Annotated in this window: 16 protein-coding genes; 11 read left to right on the top strand and 5 right to left on the bottom strand. The window is 73.6% G+C overall.

The window, feature by feature from the left end; translation table 11 throughout:
• The first annotated feature begins 191 nt into the window (after positions 1-191).
• The 4 genes from IE274_RS10820 (at position 192) to IE274_RS10805 (ending at position 5,194) form a co-directional block, all read left to right on the top strand.
• Entirely contained in the window at positions 192-1,664 is a 1,473-nt protein-coding gene (locus tag IE274_RS10820; RefSeq protein WP_190115445.1) for an MbnB/TglH/ChrH family RiPP precursor modification enzyme, read from the top strand.
• Positions 1,665-1,766: 102 nt separating this feature from the next.
• Complete coding sequence (locus IE274_RS10815) at positions 1,767-2,522, top strand: DUF4142 domain-containing protein (RefSeq protein WP_190115444.1); 756 nt, start codon at positions 1,767-1,769, stop codon at positions 2,520-2,522.
• A gap of 98 nt (positions 2,523-2,620) precedes the next feature.
• Positions 2,621-3,391, top strand: a complete 771-nt coding sequence (locus tag IE274_RS10810; protein ID WP_190115443.1) for a TIGR04222 domain-containing membrane protein — start codon at positions 2,621-2,623, stop codon at positions 3,389-3,391.
• A 162-nt stretch (positions 3,392-3,553) separates the two neighbouring features.
• Complete coding sequence (locus tag IE274_RS10805; RefSeq protein WP_190115442.1) at positions 3,554-5,194, top strand: alpha/beta hydrolase; 1,641 nt, start codon at positions 3,554-3,556, stop codon at positions 5,192-5,194.
• A 6-nt stretch (positions 5,195-5,200) separates the two neighbouring features.
• Here the strand turns inward: IE274_RS10805 and IE274_RS40360 are convergent, their stop codons facing one another.
• The 3 genes from IE274_RS40360 to hemG form a co-directional block, all read right to left on the bottom strand.
• Positions 5,201-5,446: an RNHCP domain-containing protein gene (locus IE274_RS40360; RefSeq protein ID WP_372447142.1), complete on the bottom strand. Its 246-nt coding sequence runs from the start codon at positions 5,444-5,446 to the stop codon at positions 5,201-5,203.
• A gap of 359 nt (positions 5,447-5,805) precedes the next feature.
• Positions 5,806-6,525, bottom strand: coding sequence for a hydrogen peroxide-dependent heme synthase (gene hemQ / locus IE274_RS10795; RefSeq protein WP_190115441.1), 720 nt, complete (start codon positions 6,523-6,525; stop codon positions 5,806-5,808).
• Between the two features lie 4 nt (positions 6,526-6,529).
• Entirely contained in the window at positions 6,530-8,044 is a 1,515-nt protein-coding gene (gene hemG / locus IE274_RS10790) for a protoporphyrinogen oxidase (RefSeq protein ID WP_190115440.1), read from the bottom strand.
• Positions 8,045-8,435: 391 nt separating this feature from the next.
• Between hemG and IE274_RS10785 the strand changes: the two genes are divergently transcribed.
• Both IE274_RS10785 and IE274_RS10780 read left to right on the top strand, forming a co-directional pair.
• Positions 8,436-9,608 (top strand): DUF4349 domain-containing protein, encoded by a 1,173-nt coding sequence (locus tag IE274_RS10785; RefSeq protein ID WP_229909452.1) that lies wholly within the window; start codon positions 8,436-8,438, stop codon positions 9,606-9,608.
• An 86-nt stretch (positions 9,609-9,694) separates the two neighbouring features.
• A complete protein-coding gene (locus tag IE274_RS10780; RefSeq protein ID WP_190115438.1) occupies positions 9,695-11,080 on the top strand; it encodes an FAD-dependent oxidoreductase in 1,386 nt (461 codons plus the stop codon).
• 118 nt (positions 11,081-11,198) lie between these two features.
• On the opposite strand, the gene hemE is transcribed toward IE274_RS10780, so the two are convergent.
• Positions 11,199-12,203 carry a uroporphyrinogen decarboxylase gene (hemE, locus tag IE274_RS10775; RefSeq protein ID WP_229909451.1) on the bottom strand — a complete coding sequence of 335 codons (1,005 nt, stop codon included), beginning with the start codon at positions 12,201-12,203 and terminating at the stop codon, positions 11,199-11,201.
• 351 nt (positions 12,204-12,554) lie between these two features.
• Here hemE and IE274_RS10770 point away from each other — a divergent pair, with 351 nt between their 5' ends.
• The 5 genes from IE274_RS10770 (at position 12,555) to IE274_RS10750 (ending at position 19,091) form a co-directional block, all read left to right on the top strand.
• On the top strand, positions 12,555-13,214 hold the full coding sequence (locus IE274_RS10770; RefSeq protein WP_190115436.1) for a DUF3000 domain-containing protein: 660 nt from the start codon (positions 12,555-12,557) through the stop codon (positions 13,212-13,214).
• 282 nt (positions 13,215-13,496) lie between these two features.
• On the top strand, positions 13,497-14,159 hold the full coding sequence (locus tag IE274_RS10765) for a response regulator transcription factor (RefSeq protein WP_016643199.1): 663 nt from the start codon (positions 13,497-13,499) through the stop codon (positions 14,157-14,159).
• Positions 14,160-14,237: 78 nt separating this feature from the next.
• Positions 14,238-15,533 (top strand): ribonuclease D, encoded by a 1,296-nt coding sequence (locus IE274_RS10760; RefSeq protein WP_190115435.1) that lies wholly within the window; start codon positions 14,238-14,240, stop codon positions 15,531-15,533.
• Between the two features lie 202 nt (positions 15,534-15,735).
• Positions 15,736-16,962: an acetyl-CoA C-acyltransferase gene (locus IE274_RS10755; RefSeq protein ID WP_190115434.1), complete on the top strand. Its 1,227-nt coding sequence runs from the start codon at positions 15,736-15,738 to the stop codon at positions 16,960-16,962.
• The gene (locus tag IE274_RS10750) at positions 16,959-19,091 is read left to right on the top strand and encodes a 3-hydroxyacyl-CoA dehydrogenase NAD-binding domain-containing protein (protein ID WP_190115433.1); all 2,133 of its coding nucleotides are present in this window, start codon (positions 16,959-16,961) and stop codon (positions 19,089-19,091) included. Before IE274_RS10755 ends, IE274_RS10750 begins: the two co-directional genes overlap by 4 nt.
• A gap of 107 nt (positions 19,092-19,198) precedes the next feature.
• On the opposite strand, the gene IE274_RS10745 is transcribed toward IE274_RS10750, so the two are convergent.
• Positions 19,199-20,233 (bottom strand): PLL family lectin, encoded by a 1,035-nt coding sequence (locus IE274_RS10745; RefSeq protein ID WP_190115882.1) that lies wholly within the window; start codon positions 20,231-20,233, stop codon positions 19,199-19,201.
• Positions 20,234-20,274: the final 41 nt, after the last annotated feature.

Here is a 20,274-nt window from a genome sequence, read left to right as displayed (position 1 = left end):
GATCAGAAGGTTCACCCCGACCTGGCACGGTCATGACTACGGCTACGTGCACCAATGGGGAGGACCAGCGGCAAGGAGGGGGAACGAGGATGACCGCACGGGGGACGACAGCGGTATCGGGGGCTGCGGCGCGCGAGTACGCCGCGGTACAGCGGGCTGCCACGGTACGAGGAACGACCGCGCGAGGAACCATGGCTCAGCTCGGGACGGGGATCGGGTGGCGCCCTGAGATCGCCGACGCCGTCGAGCGCATGCCCGGCATCGACTGGGTCGAGGCCGTCGCCGAGAACGTGTGCCCGGGCCACCTGCCCGACTCGCTGCTGCGGCTGCGCGAGCGCGGCGTGACGGTCGTGCCGCACGGCGTCTCGCTCGGGCTCGGCGGCGCGGAGCCTCCGGACGAGGCCCGGCTCAGGGCGCTCGCGGAGCGCGCTGAGGCACTCGGCTCGCCGCTCGTCACCGAGCACATCGCGTTCGTACGGGCCGGGGGCGCCCTCACCGCGTCCCCGCACCTCGAAGCGGGCCACCTGCTGCCCGTCCCGCGCACCCGCGACGCGCTCGCCGTGCTGTGCGAGAACGTCCGCATCGCCCAGGACGCCCTGCCCGTGCCCCTCGCCGTCGAGAACATCGCCGCCCTCATCTCCTGGCCCGGCGAGGAGCTGACGGAGGGGCAGTTCCTGTACGAGCTGGTGGAGCGCACCGGCGTACGCCTCCTCATCGACGTCGCCAACCTGCACACCAATCACGTCAACCGGGGCGAGGACCCGGCCCGCGCCCTGGACGAGCTGCCGGTGGAGGCCATCGCGTACGTCCACGTGGCGGGCGGCTTCGAGCGGGACGGCGTCTGGCACGACAGCCACGCCCACCCCGTCCCGCGGCCCGTCCTCGACATCCTCGCCGACCTCGCCGCGCGCACCCGGCCGCCGGGCGTGCTCCTGGAGCGGGACGAGAACTTCCCCGAGGAGGGGGAGCTGGAGCGGGAGTTGGCGGCGATCCGGGAGACGGTGGAGACGGCGACGCCCATGAGCTCGGCGGCGGCCCCCGTGACGGCCTCGGCTCCGGGCTTCTCGGCGGACACGGGGGACACGGGGGACACGCCGGACACGGCAGACACGGCACCGGCCCTCGCCACGGCCCCCGCCGCCGCCCACCCGACCACCACCCCCGACCCGACCGGCACACCCCCCACCCTCGCCACCCGCCAGCGCGTCGCCCTCGCCCAGGCCGCCCTCCTCTCCGCCCTCGTCGCGGGCACGCCCGCGCCGGAGGGCTTCGACGGGACCCGGCTGCGGGTGCAGAGCCGCGCGCTCGGCGCCAAGCGGGCGGACGTCGTGGCGAAGGTCGCGCCGGAACTGCCGTGGATCGTCGGCGACGCGTACCGCGCGGAGTTCCTCGACTACGCCCGCACCCGCCCCATGACGGGCGGCTACCGTCAGGACGCCCTGGACTTCGCCGAGCACCTGCTGCTCGCCGGGCGGCCCGAGGACGCGGAGGGGCGCGGGGAGCTGACGGCCTGGTGGCTGGAGCGCTCGGGCCCGAAGCCGCTCGACGGGCGCCCCCTCACCCGCTGGCTGCGCACCCGGGCGGCCCGGCTCGCGCTGCGCCGGGCGCGGCGGCGGACGCCCGGCCACGAGGGCGTGGACGCCGGCCCCGCCCCGGCGACGTAACCGCTCCCCCGGCGCCGTACAGCCGTTGGCGTACTCCGCCCGATATGCGGGACGCCTCCCCCGCGCCGCGCACTAGCGTGCGGTGGCGCGACAGGAGGCGTCATGCGTTCCCGAATCATCAGCGGCACCGGGCTCGTGCTCACGGGGCTCGTGGCCACGCTGGCCGCGCTGGTCTATCCCGTGTGGTCGTACGAGGACCGCTCGGGCACCGGCCTCGACGCGCTCACCTCGCAGAGCGTGGCGACCGAGTACGGGCCGCTGTCCGCGCTCGACCGGGACTTCATCACGAAGGTGCGGCTCGCGGGCCTGTGGGAGCTGCCCGCGGGCCAGCAGGCCGGGGAGCGCGGCACCACGCGGGCCGTGCACACCGCGGGCAAGCACCTGGTCGAGGGGCACACGTTCCTGGACGCGCGGGTGCGCGAGGTGGCGGCGGCGCTGCGCCTGGAGCTGCCCAGCCAGCCCAGCGGCCAGCAGCGGCGCTGGCTCGCGGAGCTGAGCGCGGTGCGCGGCACGGCGTACGACGTGAAGTTCGCGAACATCCTGCGGCGCGCGCACGGCAAGGTCTTCGCGCTGGTGGCGGAGGTCCGCGCCAGGACCCGCAACTCCCAGGTGCGCGCGCTCGCCGACGACGCCAACACCACCGTCCTCGACCACATCAAGGTCCTGGAGGGCACGGGTCTGGTCGACTTCGACGGCCTGGCCCGCGACGCCGCCACGTCCACCCCGCAGCCCCCGGCCCGCTCCCCCGCGCCACCGGGCCCCGAGGACTCCCCGCCGCCCGCGGCGCCGGTGTCGCCGACCCCCACGTACTCCCTCCCCCCGGCCGTCTCACGGCCCGCGCCCGACCCGCGCGACTGAGGCACAGCGGGTCAAACGGCAGCTCGGGCGGGCAGGACGGTGTCCACATCGTGGAATACCGGTAGCGGCGTCACACCTCCTTCACATAGAAAACCGGCATGTTCTGGGTCCCGCTGCTGCTCCTCGCCTGTGCTCTCGCCGCGCTGTCCTGCGGTCGGCTCTGTGTGGCCGCCGTGCGGGCCGCGGCCAGTGAGGCGCGCGGGGCGCACGAGGGTCGGCGACTGACGCTCTACGAGGCGGCGTTCCTGTCGGGCGGGCCGGGGCGCGTCATCGATGTGGCGCTGCTCTCGATGGCACGGGGGCGGCGGCTGCTGCTCGCGCACACGGGGTGGGCGACCGTGGTGGATCCGGTGGCCGGGGACGACCTGGAGCGGTCGGTGCTCGGGGCGATCGGTCCCGCGGGGCAGTCGCGGATCGCGCCGGTGCGCCGGGCCGCGGCGGCCGGGGACGGGGTGCGGGCGCTCGCGGACCGGCTGGTCGCGGCGGGGCTCGCGGTGCCGGACGGGATGTGGTCGGGCATCGCGGGCGCGGCCCGGCAGGTGCGGGCGGCCGCGGCGGCCGTCGTGGCCCTCGGGGTGTGCGCGACGCTGCTTCCGGCGCAGGGGCGCGAGGGGGAGATGCCGGTCGGGGTGTGGTTCGCGCTGCCGTTCTTCCTCACGGTGAGCTGTCTGGCCATCGCCCGCTTCGAGGTGCCGACCACGCGCTGGGCGTCCCCGGCGGGGCGGCGGCTGCTCGGCGCGCTGCCCTCGCGCGACGACCTGACGTCAGTGGCCGTGCGCGGCATCCGCGCCCTGGAGGACCCCGCCCTGCGGGCCGCGCTCTCGCACCGGGACCCGAACCTCGACGGATACCGGGAGACCCGCTCCTAGCGTCCCGCGCGGCCGCCACGAAGGGCCATTGGGGCGCGACTCGCGACGCCCGCGTTCCGGTGCTGGACTTTGCCACTCTTCGAACTGAATATCCCTTTTGTTGTGATTTTGCGATTTACGCAGTCACTTGGGCCCGCGCCGCGAAAGGGACACAGAACAGCGATGAGAGCACCAGCAACCGCCGCCGCCCGGTACAGAGCCGTCAGAACCGTCGGAACCATCGGCTCCCTCGTCCTGACCGCCCTCGCCGCGGCCCCCGCGAGCAGCGCCGCCACCCCCTCCGCCGCCACCCCCTCCCCCGAGACCCTCGGCACCGCCCTCGCCGCCCAGCGCGCCCAGACCACCGGCATCGAGTTCGGCCCCTGCCCGAAGGCGGAGAACCTGCCGCCGTCCGTGGAGTGCGGCACGGTCGCCGTCCCCCTCGACTACGCCCACCCCGACGGCAAGCAGATCCGACTGACCGTCAGCCGCGTCGAGGCCACCGGGAAGTCGGGCCGGGCCGTGGTGTCGCGGCAGGGCGCGCTGGTCTTCAACCCGGGCGGCCCGGGCGCGTCCGGCATGTACTTCCCGATGGTCGGCCCGATGCCGGAGTGGCGGCGCGTCGCGGCGGCGTACGACCTCGTCGGCTACGCGCCGCGCGGTGTCGGCCGCTCCGCGCCGCTGTCCTGCCAGGACCCGAAGCAGTTCGCCAAGGCGCCCACCCACTCGCCGACGCACCCCGACGCCTCGTACAAGGCGGAGCGCATCGCGCAGGCGAAGGCGTACGCACGCGGCTGCGCCCGGCACGCGGGCCCCGACCTGGCCCACTACACCACCCTCAACAACGCCCGTGACCTGGAGGTGCTGCGCGCCGCCCTGGGCGAGCGGAAGCTGACGTTCATGGGCGCCTCGTACGGCACCTACATCGGCTCGGTCTACGCGACGCTGTTCCCCGGGCACGTCCGCCGCATGGTCTTCGACTCCGCGGTCAACCCGGCCCCGGACCAGATCTGGTACGCCAACAACCTGGACCAGTCGTACGCGTTCGAGCGGCGCTGGGCGGACTTCCGCGCCTGGGTCGCCAAGCACCACAAGGCGTACGGCCTGGGCACGACGCCCGCGGAGGTGCAGCGGTCCTACGAGACGGTCCGCGCCGAGCTGACGCACAAGCCCGCGGGCGGCAAGGTCGGCTCCTCGCAGCTGCGGTCGGCATTCCTGCGGGCCGCGTACTACGACGACTACTGGCCGATGCGGGCGACGGCCCTGTCGCAGTACCTGAAGGGCAACCCGAAGCCGCTGATCGAGCAGGCCGCGCCGCATCCGGCGGCGGCCGTCGAGGACGAGAACGGCAACGCCGTCTACACCGCCGTCGAGTGCAACGACGCCGCCTGGCCCACCGACTTCGCCACCTGGGACCGCGACAACTCCCGCCTCGCGCGCCTCGCGCCGTTCGAGACCTGGGACAACGCCTGGATGAACCTGCCGTGCGCCTACTGGCCCGCGCCGCGCCAGCAGGCCCTCGACGTCCGCACCGCCGAGGGCGCCCTGCCCCCGACCCTGATCCTGGCCGCCGAGCGGGACGCCGCGACGCCGTACGAGGGCGCCCTGGAACTGCACCACCGGCTGGCGGGCTCGACCCTGGTGACCGAGAAGGACGCGGGCACCCACGGCATCGGAGGCGGCACCAACGAGTGCGTCAACGCGCACCTGGACGCCTACCTCCTGGAGGGCCGCCTCCCGGCACGGCGCGCGGCGTGCGCACCGCACCGGGAGCCGGAGCCCCGGCCGGGGACGAGGACGGCGGACCTCCGCAAGGCGCTCTAGGAGAGATCAGAGCGCCCCGAGGCGCTCCAGCGGGAACGGCGGCTGCGCCAGCGGCCGGACCGCCAGCCGGGTGAGCGGCAGGACGTTGTCGTCACCCGCGGTGCGATGGGCGTGCAGCACGCCGCAGTGGATGCACCGGTGCACGAGAACCCACTCGCCGTCTCCGCGCACGGAGATGGCGAGTGGTTCCATGCGGGCGCCGCAGTCCGCGGCCCGGTCGCCGGGCGAGTCGTCGAGGTGACGGCTCCACAGGCAGTTCGGGGAGGGGGTCCCCCTGCTCTTTAAGAGCTTGGGGGAGGTTGCGGTGATCGGTGCCGGGCGCGGTCATCGGGACGTCGAGACCGCACTGCAGGCAGCGGAAGGACTGGGCGCGTGCTTCAGTGCGCGCCCGCCGGGAGGTGTTGCGAGGCATGGACATGTTGCGAGACATGGTGGAAGTGACTCCAGTGCGATGCGGAAGGGGCTGACCTCGAGCTGTTCCGCAGGGCCCTGGGCATACACGCACCATCTTTCGTTGCTAGGTCTCGACCTCTCGATGAAACGCGCACCGGGCGGGCGCGGCAACCGAATTAACGGTGCCGCGCCCGCCCGGCGCGTGCGGAGGGGGTCGCTTACGCGAGACCCGCCACGAGGTCGGCCACGGACTTGCGGCGGCCGGTGTAGAACGGCACCTCTTCGCGGACGTGCATGCGGGCCTCGGAGGCGCGCAGGTGTCGCATGAGGTCGACGATGCGGTACAACTCGTCGGCCTCGAAGGCGAGCAGCCACTCGTAGTCGCCGAGCGAGAACGAGGCGACGGTGTTGGCGCGCACGTCGGGGTAACCGCGGGCCATCATGCCGTGGTCCTTGAGCATGCGGCGGCGGTCCTCGTCGGGCAGCAGGTACCAGTCGTAGGAGCGCACGAAGGGGTACACCGAGACGTAGTTACGGGGCGTCTCGTCGGCGAGGAACGCCGGGATGTGCGACTTGTTGAACTCGGCGGGGCGGTGCAGCGCCATGTTCGACCAGACCGGCTCCAGGGCGCGGCCGAGCTTGGTGCGGCGGAAGAGGTTGTACGCCTCCTGCAGCTCGTCGGCGGTCTCCGCGTGCCACCAGATCATGACGTCGGCGTCGGCGCGCAGGCCGGACACGTCGTAGGTGCCGCGGACGGTGATGTCCCGGGCCCCGAGCTTGTCGAACAGCTCCTGGACCTCGTCCGCGTAGCCGAGGCGGCTCTCGGGCAGGACGTCGCGCAGCTTGAAGACGGACCACAGGGTGTAGCGGATGACCTCGTTGAGGTCCTTGGCCTTCTTGCCGGCGTTCGGGATCTTGGCGGGGGCGTCGTCACTCATGCGGCTATTCTCCCGCGCCGCCGTGCAGGCTCTGCACCGGGTTGGCGGTGAGCTCCCGCACCGCGGAAAGGTCCCCGGTCAGCTGGTCCACGGCGGCGTTCGCGCTGGCGATGCAGGCCGGGATGCCCACGCCGTCGTACGCCGCCCCGCAGACCGCGAGCCCCGGCACCCGGCCGACCTGCTCGCGGACGCGGGCCACGCGCGCGTGGTGGCCGACGGGGTACTGGGGCAGGCCGTCGTGCCAGCGCGTGACCGTCGAGTCGACAGGGGCGGCGTCCAGGCCGGTGGCCGCGCGCAGGTCGTGCCGGGCGATGTCGATCAGCTCGGCGTCCGGGCGCCCGAAGTCCTTCTCGTCGCCGTACCGCCCCACGGACGCGCGCAGCACGAACAGATCCGGGTCCTGGTCCGCGATCCACCCCCACTTCTGGCTCGCGAAAGTGGACGCCTTGATGGTGTGCCCGTCGACGGGCGGCACGAGGAAGCCGCTTCCTGCGGGCAGTGCGCCCGTGTCGGCGCGGCGGTAGGCGAGGGTGATCAGCGCCATGGAGGCGTACTCGACGGCGCGCAGCTCGGCGGCGGCGCCGGGGACGTCGTGGTCCAGGAGGCGGGCGGCGTGCGGAGCGGGGACGGCGAGGACGACGGCGTCGGCCGCCAGGTCCCAGTCGTCGACGTACACCTCCCAGCCGTCCTCGACCCGGCGCAGGCCGTGCGCCGCGGAGTTCAGCAGGATCTCGCCGCCCCGGGCCCGCACCGACTCCGCGACGGCGGGCGGCAGTTGGCCGATGCCGCCGTCGATGCCCATGAAGACGGGGCCGGGCTGCCGGCCCTGCTGGTTCGCGGCGGCCCGCGCCTGGATGTCGCGGACGCCCTCGGTGAGGGAGGTGTGGGTGCGGGCGACCGCGAAGAGCTGCGGGACGGCCGAGCGCATCGAGATGCGGTACGCGTCCCCGGCGTACACCCCGCCGAGCAGCGGCTCCACCAGGCGGTCCACGACCTCGCGGCCGACCCGCCGGGCGACGTACTCGCCGACCGCGACGTCGTCGCCGACCTCGGTGGGCGGCAGCTCGGCGTCCTGCCCGACGCGGCGCAGGCCCTCCTCGGAGAGGACTCCGGCGACGGCGGCCGCGGCACCGGGCACGCCCATGACGTGCCCCTTGGGCATGGGCCGCAGCGCGCCGCGGGTCCAGAGCGCGGCGCTCGCCGTCGCCGGGGGCCGCAGCCGGTCGCCGAGGCCGACCTCGCGGACCAGGGCGACCGCCTCCGGCCTGCGGGCCAGCATCGACTCGGCGCCGAGGTCGACGCCCACGCCCGCGATCTCGCCGGTGTGCAGCTTCCCGCCGAGCCGTCCGGAGGCCTCCAGGACGGTGACGCGCGCTCCGGCGTCGAGGAGGCGGTGCGCGGCGGCGAGGCCCGCGATGCCGCCGCCGATGACGACGACGTGGCCGAGGCCGCCGGGGGGGCCGCCGGGGGCGTCGGGGGCAGAGGGGTTCTTGCTCGTCCGTGGGTCCGCTGCGCGCATGTCCCCACTCTCTCAGAGCCGCTCAGGACCGCTTTCGGGTACCCGCGCGCCTCCGGTCCGGGTACCCGATCGCCCGCCGGTCCGGGTGCCCGCGCGCGCTTCCGGACGAGTCCCGTCCGTGACCGCGCCGGAACCTCATCGGGACCACCCGGACCGAACACCGTGCCCGGTCCCGGCGTCGTAGGAGCACACTCACCACGACCTCGGGGGTACGTCGATGCACACGTCCAGCACGTCAGGGTCATCCGGTACGGGCGGTGCGTCCGCGCCCCCGGACGCGCGTCCGGGCACGCCTCCGGGCACGCCGACGCTTCCCGGTGCACCGACGGCCCGCGGCCGGGCGGGGCGCGGGCGCGCGGCGCGGCGGGGTCCGCTCACCGGGCTCGCCGCGGTGCTCCTCACCGTGACGCTCGCGGTCGCGGGGTGCGGCGCGGGCGGCGACGACTCCGACCAGGGCAGTGGGTCCGGCGGCGACCGGGCCGCGGGGGCGCAGGCCAGCCAGGGGCCCGCCGACGGCAGCGGCGCCCTGACCGACGAGAGCGGGGCGCGGGACGGCGCCAAGGCGGACAGCGACCGTGCCGGGAGCGGGAAGGAGCGCGCGGGCGGCGACACCCGGAATCCGTCCGGGCCGCTGCGGGCGGCCGACACCCACATCATCCGCACGGCCTCCTTGACCGTACGAGTCAAGGACGTGCCGCGGGCCCTGGAGCGGGCGCGGACGGCGGCCGAGGACGCGGGCGGTCTGGTCGGTGACGAGTCCACGGACCGCGACCGGCGCGGCCACGACCGCTCCCGCGTCGTGCTCCGCGTCCCGCAGGACCGCTACGAGCAGGTCCTCTCCGACCTCGCGGGCACGGGGAAGCTGATCAGCCGCACCGCCAAGGCCGAGGACGTCACCGAGGAGGTCGTGGACGTCGAGAGCCGGATCAGGACGCAGCGGGCGAGTGTGGCGCGGGTGCGGGCGCTGATGGACAAGGCCACGAAGATCAGCGACATCGTGTCGCTGGAGGGCGAGTTGAGCGGCCGTCAGGCGGACCTGGAGGCCCTGCTCGCGCGGCAGTCCTCCCTGAAGGACCGCACGACGATGGCCACCATCACGCTCACGCTCACCGAGTCGCCGCAGGCCGGTGCGGACGGCAAGGACGACGACCCGACGTTCACGGGCGCGCTGTCCGGAGGCTGGAGCGCCTTCGTGACGATGCTGGGCTGGCTGGCGGTCGCCCTGGCGGCGGCCCTGCCGTTCGCGGCCGTGTCGGCGCTGTTGGTGCTGCTGTGGCTGCGGGTGGTGCGGCCGTGGACGGGGCGGCGGGCGGTCGCGGTGCCCGCGGGGTCGGCCGTGGGCCCGGGCCGGGCTGTGGATCCGGGCGGGGCGGTCGGTCCCACGGGTCCGGGAGGCGCGGGGGGTTCGGGAGGCCCGGGGGCCTCTGGCGGCAGCGGGACGGGCGGCTCCGGGAGCGGCGGCACGGGAGGGCCGGGCGGCTCCGGCGGCAGCAGCGGTTCCGGGGGCACCGGTCCGACTGGCCCGGGCGACCCCAAGGCCCCGAAGGCGTCCGGCGGTTCCTGACCTGCGCGGGGTGGGGACGGGGTCCCGGTGCCGTGCCGGGGGCGGCACCGGGACCCGAACTGCCCCCCGCCCCGTAGCGTGTCCGCATGAGTGAACGACTGGTGGTCATCGGAGGGGACGCGGCCGGGATGTCGGCCGCGTCGCAGGCACGCAGGCTGAAGTCGCCGCGGGAGCTGGAGATCGTCGCCTTCGAGCGGGGCAACTTCACCTCGTTCTCGGCGTGCGGGATCCCCTACTGGGTGGGCGGCGACGTCGCCGAGCGGGACGACCTGATCGCGCGGACGCCCGCACAGCACCGGGAGCGCGCCATCGACCTGCGGATGCGCACCGAGGTCGTCGAGATCGACCCGCGGGAGCGGCGCGTACGCGCGCGGGACCTCGACTCGGGCGCCGAGGAGTGGACTTCGTACGACAAGCTCGTGATCGCCACCGGCGCCCGGCCGCTGCGCCCGGACCTGCCCGGCATCGACGCGCCGGGCGTGCACGGCGTGCAGACCCTGGACGACGGGCAGGCGCTGCTCGACACGCTCACCGGGACGCCCGGCCGCCGGGCCGTGGTGATCGGCGCGGGCTACATCGGCGTGGAGATGGCGGAGGCGCTGCTCGGGCGCGGCTACGAGGTGACGGTCGTCAACCGTGGCCGGGAGCCCATGTCCACGCTCGACCCGGACATGGGCCGCCTCGTGCACGAGGCGATGACCGGCATGGGCATCACGATGGTGAACGACGCCGAGGTCACCAAGATCCTCACCGAGGACGACGGGCGGGTCAGGGCGGTGGCCACCGAGGACCGCGAGTTCCCGGCGGACGTGGTGGTCCTCGGCGTCGGCGTACGCCCCGAGACCGCGCTCGCACGCGCCGCGGGTCTGCCCGTCGGGGAGCACGGCGGACTGCTCACCGACCTGGCGATGCGGGTGCGCGGGCCGGTCGCCGACGGGGCGGTCTGGGCGGGCGGCGACTGCGTGGAGGTCCTCGACCTGGTCTCCGGCCGGGAGCGGCACATCGCGCTCGGCACCCACGCCAACAAGCACGGGCAGGTCATCGGGTCGAACGTGGGCGGCGGCTACGCCACGTTCCCGGGCGTCGTCGGCACCGCGGTGAGCAAGGTCTGCGACCTGGAGATCGCGCGCACGGGCCTGCGTGAGAAGGACGCGCGGGCGGCGGGCCTGCAGTACGTGGCGGTGACCATCGAGTCGACGAGCCGGGCCGGGTACTACCCCGGGGCGGCCTTGATGACGGTGAAGATGCTGGCCGAGCGGCGCACGGGGCGACTCCTCGGCGTGCAGATCGTGGGCCGCGAGGGCGCGGCCAAGCGGGTCGACGTGGCGGCGGTGGCGCTGACGGCACGCATGACGGTGGAGCAGATGACGGCACTCGACCTCGGGTACGCGCCGCCGTTCTCGCCGGTGTGGGACCCGGTCCTGGTGGCGGCGCGCAAGGCGGTGGCCGCGGTGCGGGCGGGCGGGGCATGAGGCCTGGGGGCGGCCCCCGTCCCATGGACAGCGCGGACAGCACGGACAGCACGTCCTGAGCCGCCGGGCAGGGAGCCGCCCCCGTGGCGTGTACCGCCGCCTGAACGAGCTGCGGCCGTCAGGCGGTGCGCGTGTGCACGTACTCCACGAGCCGCGTCAGAGCGTCGGGGTCGGTGCTGGGCAGCACGCCGTGACCGAGGTTGAAGATGTGTCCCTCGAGGCCCGAGGCGGCGGCGAGCACCTCGTCGGCCTTGGCCTCGACGGCCTCGCGGGAGGAGAAGAGGACGGCGGGGTCGATGTTGCCCTGGAGCGCCTTGCCGGGCCCGACCCGCCGGGCGGCCTCGTCCAGGGGCACGCGCCAGTCGACGCCGACGACGTCGGCCCCGGCCTCGCCGAGCAGTCCGAGGAGTTCGCCGGTGCCGACGCCGAAGTGGATGCGCGGCACGCCGTACCCGGCGACGGCGTCGAAGACCTTGGTGGACGCGGGCATCACGGAGCGCCGGTAGTCGGCGGGGGCCAGCGCGCCGACCCAGGAGTCGAAGAGCTGCACGGCGCTCGCGCCCGCCTCGATCTGCACCTTCAGGAAGGCGCCGGTGATCTCCGCGAGCCGGTCGAGCAGGTCGGCCCACAGCTGCGGGTCGCCGTACATCATGGCCTTGGTGTGCTCGTGGTTACGGCTCGGTCCGCCCTCGACGAGGTAGCTCGCGAGGGTGAAAGGCGCACCGGCGAATCCGATGAGCGGCGTCTCGCCCAGTTCCCGGGTGAGCATCCCGATGGCCTCGGTGACGTACGAGACGTCCTCGGGCGTGAGGTCACGCAGCCTCGCGAGGTCGGCGCGGGACCGGATCGGCTGCTCCACGACCGGCCCGACGCCCGGCTTGATGTCGAGGTCGATGCCGATGGCCTTGAGGGGAACGACGATGTCGCTGAAGTAGATCGCCGCGTCCACGCCGTGCCGGCGCACCGGCTGCAGCGTGATCTCCGTGACCAGCTCCGGCATCATGCACGACTCCAGCATGGCCGTGCCCTCGCGCACCTTGCGGTACTCGGGCAGTGAGCGCCCTGCCTGCCGCATGAACCACACCGGCGTGTGCGGCACGGGCTCACGCCTGCACGCCTTCATAAATGCGGAGTCGTACGTAGCTGCGTTCTGCCGGCCCGTGGCCTCGTCATTGACACTCACCCCCAAAGTCTCGCACGCGCCCCACCCTCGGGATCGCCGGGTCAACAACGAGCCCGCTTCAGCCCGTCCGGCGCTTGCGGACGAGCGCGCAGCGCGACAGAGCAGCACCCCCACGGCGGGACGGGGCAAAGGCCACAGCCGGAAGGAATTCAGCCCGTCCGGCGCTTGCGGACAAGCGCGCAGCGCGGCAAGGCGGCAACCGCCCCGAGCCAGGGTCAAGGAGTGAGCAAAGCGCGCCCCGAGAGGGGCGCCTCCCTGCACGGAGGCGCCGTTCCCCTTAATCTTCCCCGCATGGCTGCGGCTCAAGGACAACGGTCGGACGACGCGGGCGAGATGGACGGCGCGCAGGGGGTGGTGGCGGACGCGGGTCCGCCGCCGTTCCGTGCTGCGGTCGAGGCCCTGCGCGGGGCACGGCTGCGGCCGCAGATCGAGGTCGAACAGACCCGGTCGCCGAAGCGGCTCGCTCCGTACGCATACGCGCTGGAGGCGGCCGTCGTGGACGGCGAGGAGGACCTGGCGGACGGCAGGCTGGTGCTGCTGCACGACCCGGACGGGCACGACGCCTGGCAGGGCACGTTCCGGCTGGTGACGCTGGTGCGGGCGGAGCTGGAGCCGGAGATGGCCGCGGACCCGCTGCTTCCGGAGGTGTGCTGGTCCTGGCTGACCGGGGCGCTGAGCGCCCGGGGCCTGGCCTGCGGCGAGCCGAGCGGGACGGTGACGCGGGCGGGCTCGCACTACTTCGGCGGCCTCGCCGAGCGCCCGCCCGCCTCCCAGATCGAGATCCGGGCGTCGTGGACGCCGCGCGAGTCGGCCGCCGGGGTGCCGGACACGGCGGCGCACTTGGCGGCGTGGTGCGACCTGCTGTGCCAGATCGCGGGGCTGCCGCCGATCGCGGCGGCCGACGGCTCGGTGGTGTCGCTGCCGCAGCGGCGGGGGCCGCGCTCCACCTGAGGGCGCGACGCGGTGGTGCCTCGGGCGGCACGGCGATGACCCCCGGCGTTGACGTGGCCGGGGGTCGGGCACGGCCGACAGGAACGGCACGCCTGGTGAGAGGGGTTGATCGTCGGATGATCGATCACATGTCCGAATCGCCCGAATTTGTTACTCACCAAATCGTGATCATCCCCTAAAGGCGGGTGCCATTGGTGCCGAAGAGGTCTGTGACCTTGAAACGTACGGTTCGTCCCGGCTTCATCCCCGAGCCGGTTCCGACCCGCCACCCCAGGAGGCCTGGTGTCCGTTCTCCTCGAGCAGCCCGCAAGCCTGGTCGCCTACCGCCCGAACAAGCCGACCGCCATGGTCGTCGTGGCCGACCCCCGCGTCCGCTCCACCGTGACCCGCCACCTGTGGGCCCTCGGTGTACGTGACGTCATCGAGGCCTCGTCCATCGCGGAGGCTCGTCCCCGCATCGGCAACCCCCGCGACATCTGCGTCGCCGACGTCCACCTTCCCGACGGCTCCGGCCTGACCCTCCTGTCCGAGACCCGCGCCGCGGGCTGGCCCAACGGACTCGCGCTCTCCGCCGCCGACGACATCGGCGCCGTGCGCAACGCCCTCGCGGGCGGCGTCAAGGGCTACGTCGTCACCGGCACCCGTACCAACGTGGGTCTGCCCACCCGTCCCGGCGCCGCCCCCATCGGCTCCGCCGCCGCCCGTATGCACCGGCGCCCGCCGGGAACCCCGAGCCACCCGGGCGGCTACCGCGAACTGTCCGGCCGCGAGGTGGAGGTTCTCCGCCTGGTGGCCGAGGGGCAGTCCAACAAGGCCATCGGCGTCTCGATGGGCCTGTCCGCACTGACCGTAAAGAGCCATCTCGCCCGCATCGCCCGCAAGCTCGGCACCGGTGACCGGGCGGGAATGGTAGCGGTGGCCCTGCGCACGGGAATCATCCACTGACCGATTTACACCCCCTGGCCGCCCGTCGACGTAACGTTCCGTCGACGGGCGCCGTGCGTTCACAGATACCCTTGACAGGTGACCGACGCCCAAGAGACCGCAGCAGACAGTTCACTGCGAACCACCGGAGGCGCTCCTCCGGACGAAGGCGTCACAGGCGTCTCCGTCGAAGGGACACCGACCCCTCTCCTCGAACCGCGTGACGGCATTCCGCCCGTCGTGGCCGACGACGCGACGCTCGCGCAGGTCATCGCGGCATTTGCCGCCGGTACGGGACCGGTGGCCGTGGACGCCGAGCGGGCCTCCGGGTACCGCTACGGCCAGCGCGCCTATCTGGTCCAGCTCCGCCGCGAGGGCGCGGGCACCGCGCTCGTCGACCCTGTCGCCTGCCCCGACCTGTCCAGGCTCGGCGAGGCGCTCGCCGGCACCGAGTGGGTGCTGCACGCGGCCACCCAGGACCTGCCGTGCCTGCGGGAAATAGGCATGGTCCCGTCCGCCGTCTTCGACACGGAGCTCGCCGGGCGGCTCGCCGGATTCCCGCGGGTCGGGCTCGGCGCCATGGTCGAGAGCGTCCTCGGGTACGTCCTGGAGAAGGGCCACTCCGCCGTCGACTGGTCGACCCGCCCGCTGCCCGAGCCCTGGCTGCGCTACGCCGCGCTCGACGTGGAACTCCTGGTCGACCTCCGCGACGCCCTCGAGAAGGAGCTCGACCGGCAGGGGAAGCTGGAGTGGGCCCGCGAGGAGTTCGACGCCATCGCCTCCGCGCCGCCCGCGCCGCCCCGCAAGGACCCCTGGCGGCGGACGTCCGGCATGCACAAGGTGCGGCGCCGCCGTCAGATGGCCGTCGTACGGGAACTGTGGGTGACCCGGGACCGGATCGCGCAGCGGCGGGACGTCTCGCCCGGCAAGGTCCTCAGCGACGGCGCGATCGTGGAGGCCGCGCTCGCCCTGCCCCCGAATGTGCACGCGCTCACCGCGCTGCCCGGATTCGGGCACCGCATGGGGCGGCGGCAGCTGGAGCAGTGGCAGGCCGGGGTCGACCGTGCCCGGGCCCTGCCGGACGCGGAGCTGCCGCAGCCCGGGCAGGCGGTGGCGGGGCCGCCGCCGCCCCGCTCCTGGGCCGACCGGGACCCGGCCGCGGCGGCCCGCCTCGCCGCGGCCCGCGCCGCCGTCTCCGGCCTCGCCGAGCGCCTCAACATGCCCCAGGAAAACCTCATCACCCCCGACACGGTCCGCCGCGTCTGCTGGGAGCCCCCGTCCGACCTCACCGTCGACACGGTCGCCACGGCCCTCACCGCCCATGGCGCCCGCGCCTGGCAGATCACCCAGGTGGCCCCGGCCCTCACCACGGCCCTCGCCACCCCGGCCCCGTAACCGGACCCTCGGGCCCCTGACCCGCCTCGCCCCCCGGCGCAACGGCACGGGTGGGCGGGTGGGGGCGGAGGCAGGGTCCCGGACCGCGCAGCACATGTGACGTGTGCCTCCCCGGACCAACCCTTGGCCTCGTAGTTACCGGCAAGTAGCATGAACGGAGGAAGCGCGCCGCAGGCGCACCGCACCCTGGAGGAGAGCCATCGTGCCTCGTACCGTCAGGGACGTCGTCTTCGTCGACGGCGTCCGCACCCCGTTCGGCAAGGCGGGCCCCAAGGGCATTTACCACGAGACCCGCGCCGACGACATGATCGTGAAGGCCATCCGGGAGCTGCTGCGCCGCAACCCGGCCCTGGATCCGGCCAAGATCGACGAGGTCGCGGTGGCCGCGACCACGCAGATCGGCGACCAGGGGCTCACGATCGGCCGCACGGCGGGCATCCTCGCGGGGCTCCCGCAGTCCGTGCCGGGCTACTCGGTGGACCGCATGTGCGCGGGCGCCCTGACGGCCGTGACGACGACCGCGGGATCGATCGCGTTCGGCGCGTACGACGCGGTGATCGCCGGTGGCGTCGAGCACATGGGCCGCCACCCCATGGGTGAGGGCGTCGACCCGAACCCCCGGTTCGTGAGCGAGAAGCTCGTCGACGAGTCCGCCCTGTTCATGGGCATGACCGCCGAGAACCTGCACGACCGCTACCCCTCCATCACCAAGCGCCGCGCCGACGAGTACGCCGTGCGCTCGCAGGAGAAGGCCGCCAAGGCGTACGCCAACGGCAAGATCCAGCAGGACCTGGTGCCGATCTCCGTGCGCCGCACCAACGAAGAGGCGGGCGAGACCGGTTGGGGTCTGGCCACCCAGGACGAGCCCATGCGGCCGGGCACGACGCTGGACAACCTGTCCGGCCTCAAGACGCCGTTCCGTACGCACGGCCGCGTCACCGCGGGCAACGCGGCCGGTCTCAACGACGGCGCCACCGCCTCGATCATCGCCTCCGAGGACTTCGCCCGGGAGAACGGCCTTCCGGTCAAGATGCGGCTCGTGTCGTACTCCTTCGCGGGAGTCGAGCCCGAGGTCATGGGCTACGGCCCGATCCCGGCCACCGAGAAGGCCCTCGCCCAGGCGGGGCTCTCCATCTCCGACATCGGCCTCTTCGAGATCAACGAGGCCTTCGCCGTGCAGGTGCTCGCCTTCCTGGAGCACTACGGCATCGCCGACGACGACGCCCGCGTCAACCAGTACGGCGGCGCCATCGCCTTCGGCCACCCGCTGGCCTCCTCCGGTGTCCGCCTGATGACGCAGCTGGCGCGGCAGTTCGAGGAGCAGCCGGAGGTCCGCTACGGCCTGACCACCATGTGCGTGGGCTTCGGCATGGGCGCGACGGTCATCTGGGAGAACCCGCACCACAAGGACGCCGGAGGCGACAAGTGAGCACCACCACCACTGAGCTGTTGAAGGGTGCGGCCGAGCTGTTCCCGGACGAGGTCGTGACGCAGGCTCACGTACGTCACCTCGATCTGCCCGCCGGTGCGGGCCGGTTCGCCCTCATCACCCTCGACAACGGCTTCGACCACACCAAGCCGACCACCTTCGGCCCGGGCTCGCTGGCGAACCTGAACGCCGCGATCGACCAGGTCGAGAAGGAGGCGGCCGAGGGCACCGTCGTCGGTGTCGGCATCACCGGCAAGCCGTTCATCTTCGCCGTCGGCGCCGACCTCAAGGGCGTCGAGATCCTGCAGCGGCACGAGGACGCGCTGGCCATCGGCAAGGGCGGCCACGACGTCTTCAAGCGGCTCTCGGGCCTGGCCGTGCCGACGTTCGCGTACTACAACGGTGCCGCCATGGGCGGTGGCGTCGAGGTCGGACTGCACTGCTCGTACCGCACCGTCTCCAAGGCGCTGCCCGCGTTCTCGCTGCCCGAGGTCTTCCTCGGCCTCGTCCCGGGCTGGGGCGGCTGCACGCTGCTGCCGAATCTGATCGGCGCGGACCGAGCGGTTTCGGTCATCATCGAGAACTCGCTGAACCAGAACAAGCAGCTCAAGGGCAAGCAGGTCTTCGAACTCGGCATCGCGGACGCGCTGTTCGAGGGCGCGGACTTCCTGGAGCAGTCGCTGATCTGGACGGCTTCCGTCCTCAACGGCACCGTCAAGGTGGAGCGGCCCGAGATCGACCGCGGCGAGGGCTGGGACGCCGCTGTCGCCCGTGGCCGCGCCATCGCCGACTCCAAGGTGCACGGCGCCGCCCCGGCCGCGTACCGCGCCCTGGAGATCGTCGCCGCCGCCAAGGACGGCGACGCCCAGAAGGGCTTCGACGCCGAGGACAAGGCGCTCGCGGACCTCATCATGGGCGGTGAACTGCGCAGCGGCATCTACGCGTTCAACCTCGTCCAGAAGCGCGGCAAGCGCCCGGCGGGCGCCCCGGACAAGAACCTGGCGCGGCCGGTCACCAAGGTCGGTGTCGTGGGCGCGGGCCTGATGGCCTCGCAGCTCGCCCTGCTGTTCCTGCGCCGTCTGGAGGTGCCGGTCGTCCTGACCGACATCGACCAGGAGCGCGTGGACAAGGGCGTCTCGTACGTCCACGGGGAGATCGACAAGCTCCTCCTCAAGGGGCGCGTCAACCAGGACAAGGCCAACCGCCTGAAGGCCCTGGTCACCGGTGTCCTGGACAAGGCCGAGGGCTTCTCCGACGCGGACTTCATCATCGAGGCCGTCTTCGAGGAGATCGGCGTCAAGCAGCAGGTGTTCGCCGAGGTGGAGGCGGTCGCTCCGGCGCACGCGATCCTCGCGACCAACACCTCGTCGCTGTCGGTGACGGAGATGGCGTCGAAGCTGAAGCACCCCGAGCGGGTCGTCGGCTTCCACTTCTTCAACCCGGTCGCGATCCTGCCGCTCCTGGAGATCGTGCGCGGCGAGCAGACCGACGACGCCTCGCTGGCCACGGCCTTCGGTGTCGCCAAGAAGCTGAAGAAGACCGCGGTCCTGGTGAAGGACGCCCCGGCGTTCGTCGTGAACCGCATCCTCACCCGCTTCATGGGCGAGATCCAGAACGTCATCGACGAGGGCACCCCGGTGCCGGTCGCCGAGAAGGCCGTCGAGCCGCTCGGCCTGCCGATGTCGCCCCTGGTCCTGCTCGAACTGGTCGGCCCGGCCATCGGCCTGCACGTCTCGGAGACGCTGAACCGTGCCTTCCCGGACCGCTTCACGGTGTCGCCGAACCTGAAGGCGGTCGTCGAGGCGGGCAAGCGCGGCTTCTACGTGTACGACAGCGGCAAGCCGGAGCTGGACCCGGAGGTGGCCGCGCTCCTGAAGCAGGGCGACTCCGTCCTGGCCGAGGAGCAGGTGCGGGCCCGCGTGCTCGACGCCGTCGCCCAGGAGATCGGGCTCATGCTCGACGAGGGTGTCGTCGCCGAGGCGCAGGACATCGACCTGTGCCTGATCACCGGCGCGGGCTGGCCCTTCCACCTGGGCGGCGTCACGCCGTACCTGGACCGTGAGGGTGTCAGCGAGCGGGTGAACGGCAAGCGGTTCCTGGCGCAGGGGCTCGCGAGCGTCCCCGCCTAGCGGAGCTGAACCGAGGTGCCCGGTACGCCGACTGGCGTGCCGGGCACCGTCATGTCATGGGCCCGGCGCCGTCATGTCACGGCCCCTACGCCGTCATGTCATGGTCCTTACGCGGAAGCCGCCTGCTCCCAGGCCTTCAGGGCCAGGCCCGGCTCGTCCTTGCGGTGGGTCAGGCGCAGCGCTCCCGTGCCGGGCACGAAGGTCGCCGCGACCACCCGGCCGGAGCCGTCCGTGGCGAGGGCGACCCGCGCGTCCACCGGCAGGGCGGGGCCCGACTCGGCCCACCAGGCGCCGGCCGACTCCAGCTCGGTCGGGTAGGCGGCGAAGGCGACGCGGCCGCTCTCGGCGCGCTGGGCCAGCAACGTGCAGTCGTGGCCGTCGAGTTCGCAGCGCATGGCCGAGACCGGGCCGGGTCCCGCGGCCGTGAGGAGGCGGACCGGTTCGGCGTCGGCGTCGCCGCGCCAGGCGCGCAGTTCGCCGTCCTCGTCGGTGAAGAACAGGGTGGTGTGCTCGGCGGAGGTGGCGAGGGCGCGCAGGGTGCCGGGGCGGGCCTTGACCGGCAGCGGCGCCTCGTCCAGGGCGGGGATGGCGCCCGGGGAGGCCTGGCGCCAGCGCAGGATGCCGTCCGGGGTGGCCGCGTACGCCGTGACCAGGCCGGACTCGCCCGTCACTGCGGCGAGCTCGCCGCGTACTCCGTGACCCTTGAGGTCCCGCCAGGGCCCCCAGCCGCCCTTCTCCTTCTGACCGCGCATGCTGACGCCGCCGCCCCGGTTGGGCACGAAGACGTGGGCGCGGCCCTGGGCGTCGACGGTGACGGCGGGGGCGCCGGTGCTCTGGCCCTTCTTGTTCGGGTGGCCGAGCGGGTTCCAGTCGAGGGCGGTGAGGTGTGGCTGGAAGTGCGTGGAGTGGACGAGTCCGGACTCGCCGGAGACGGTGGGGCGCCAGGACACCAGGTGGGCGTAGGTGTCGATGCCCTGGGCGACGGCGAGGACGGGGTGGACGCGCTGGTCGCCGCCGACGGGGCGGGGCGCGGTCCAGGGCTCGCCCGGGCGGCGCTGGGTGCGGCAGACCACGGCGTCGCTCTCACAGGCGTAGACGGCGAGCCTGCCGTCGCGTGCGCGTATGAGCCAGTCGCCGTTCACGGTCGGTGGGGTGGGGGCTGGGGGCATGCGGCGGTTTCCGT

Origin of the sequence: Streptomyces flavofungini (genome assembly GCF_014650815.1) — a bacterium.
Taxonomy (GTDB): Bacteria; Actinomycetota; Actinomycetes; order Streptomycetales; family Streptomycetaceae; genus Streptomyces; species Streptomyces flavofungini.
This window is presented reverse-complemented; position numbering and strand designations above follow the sequence as displayed.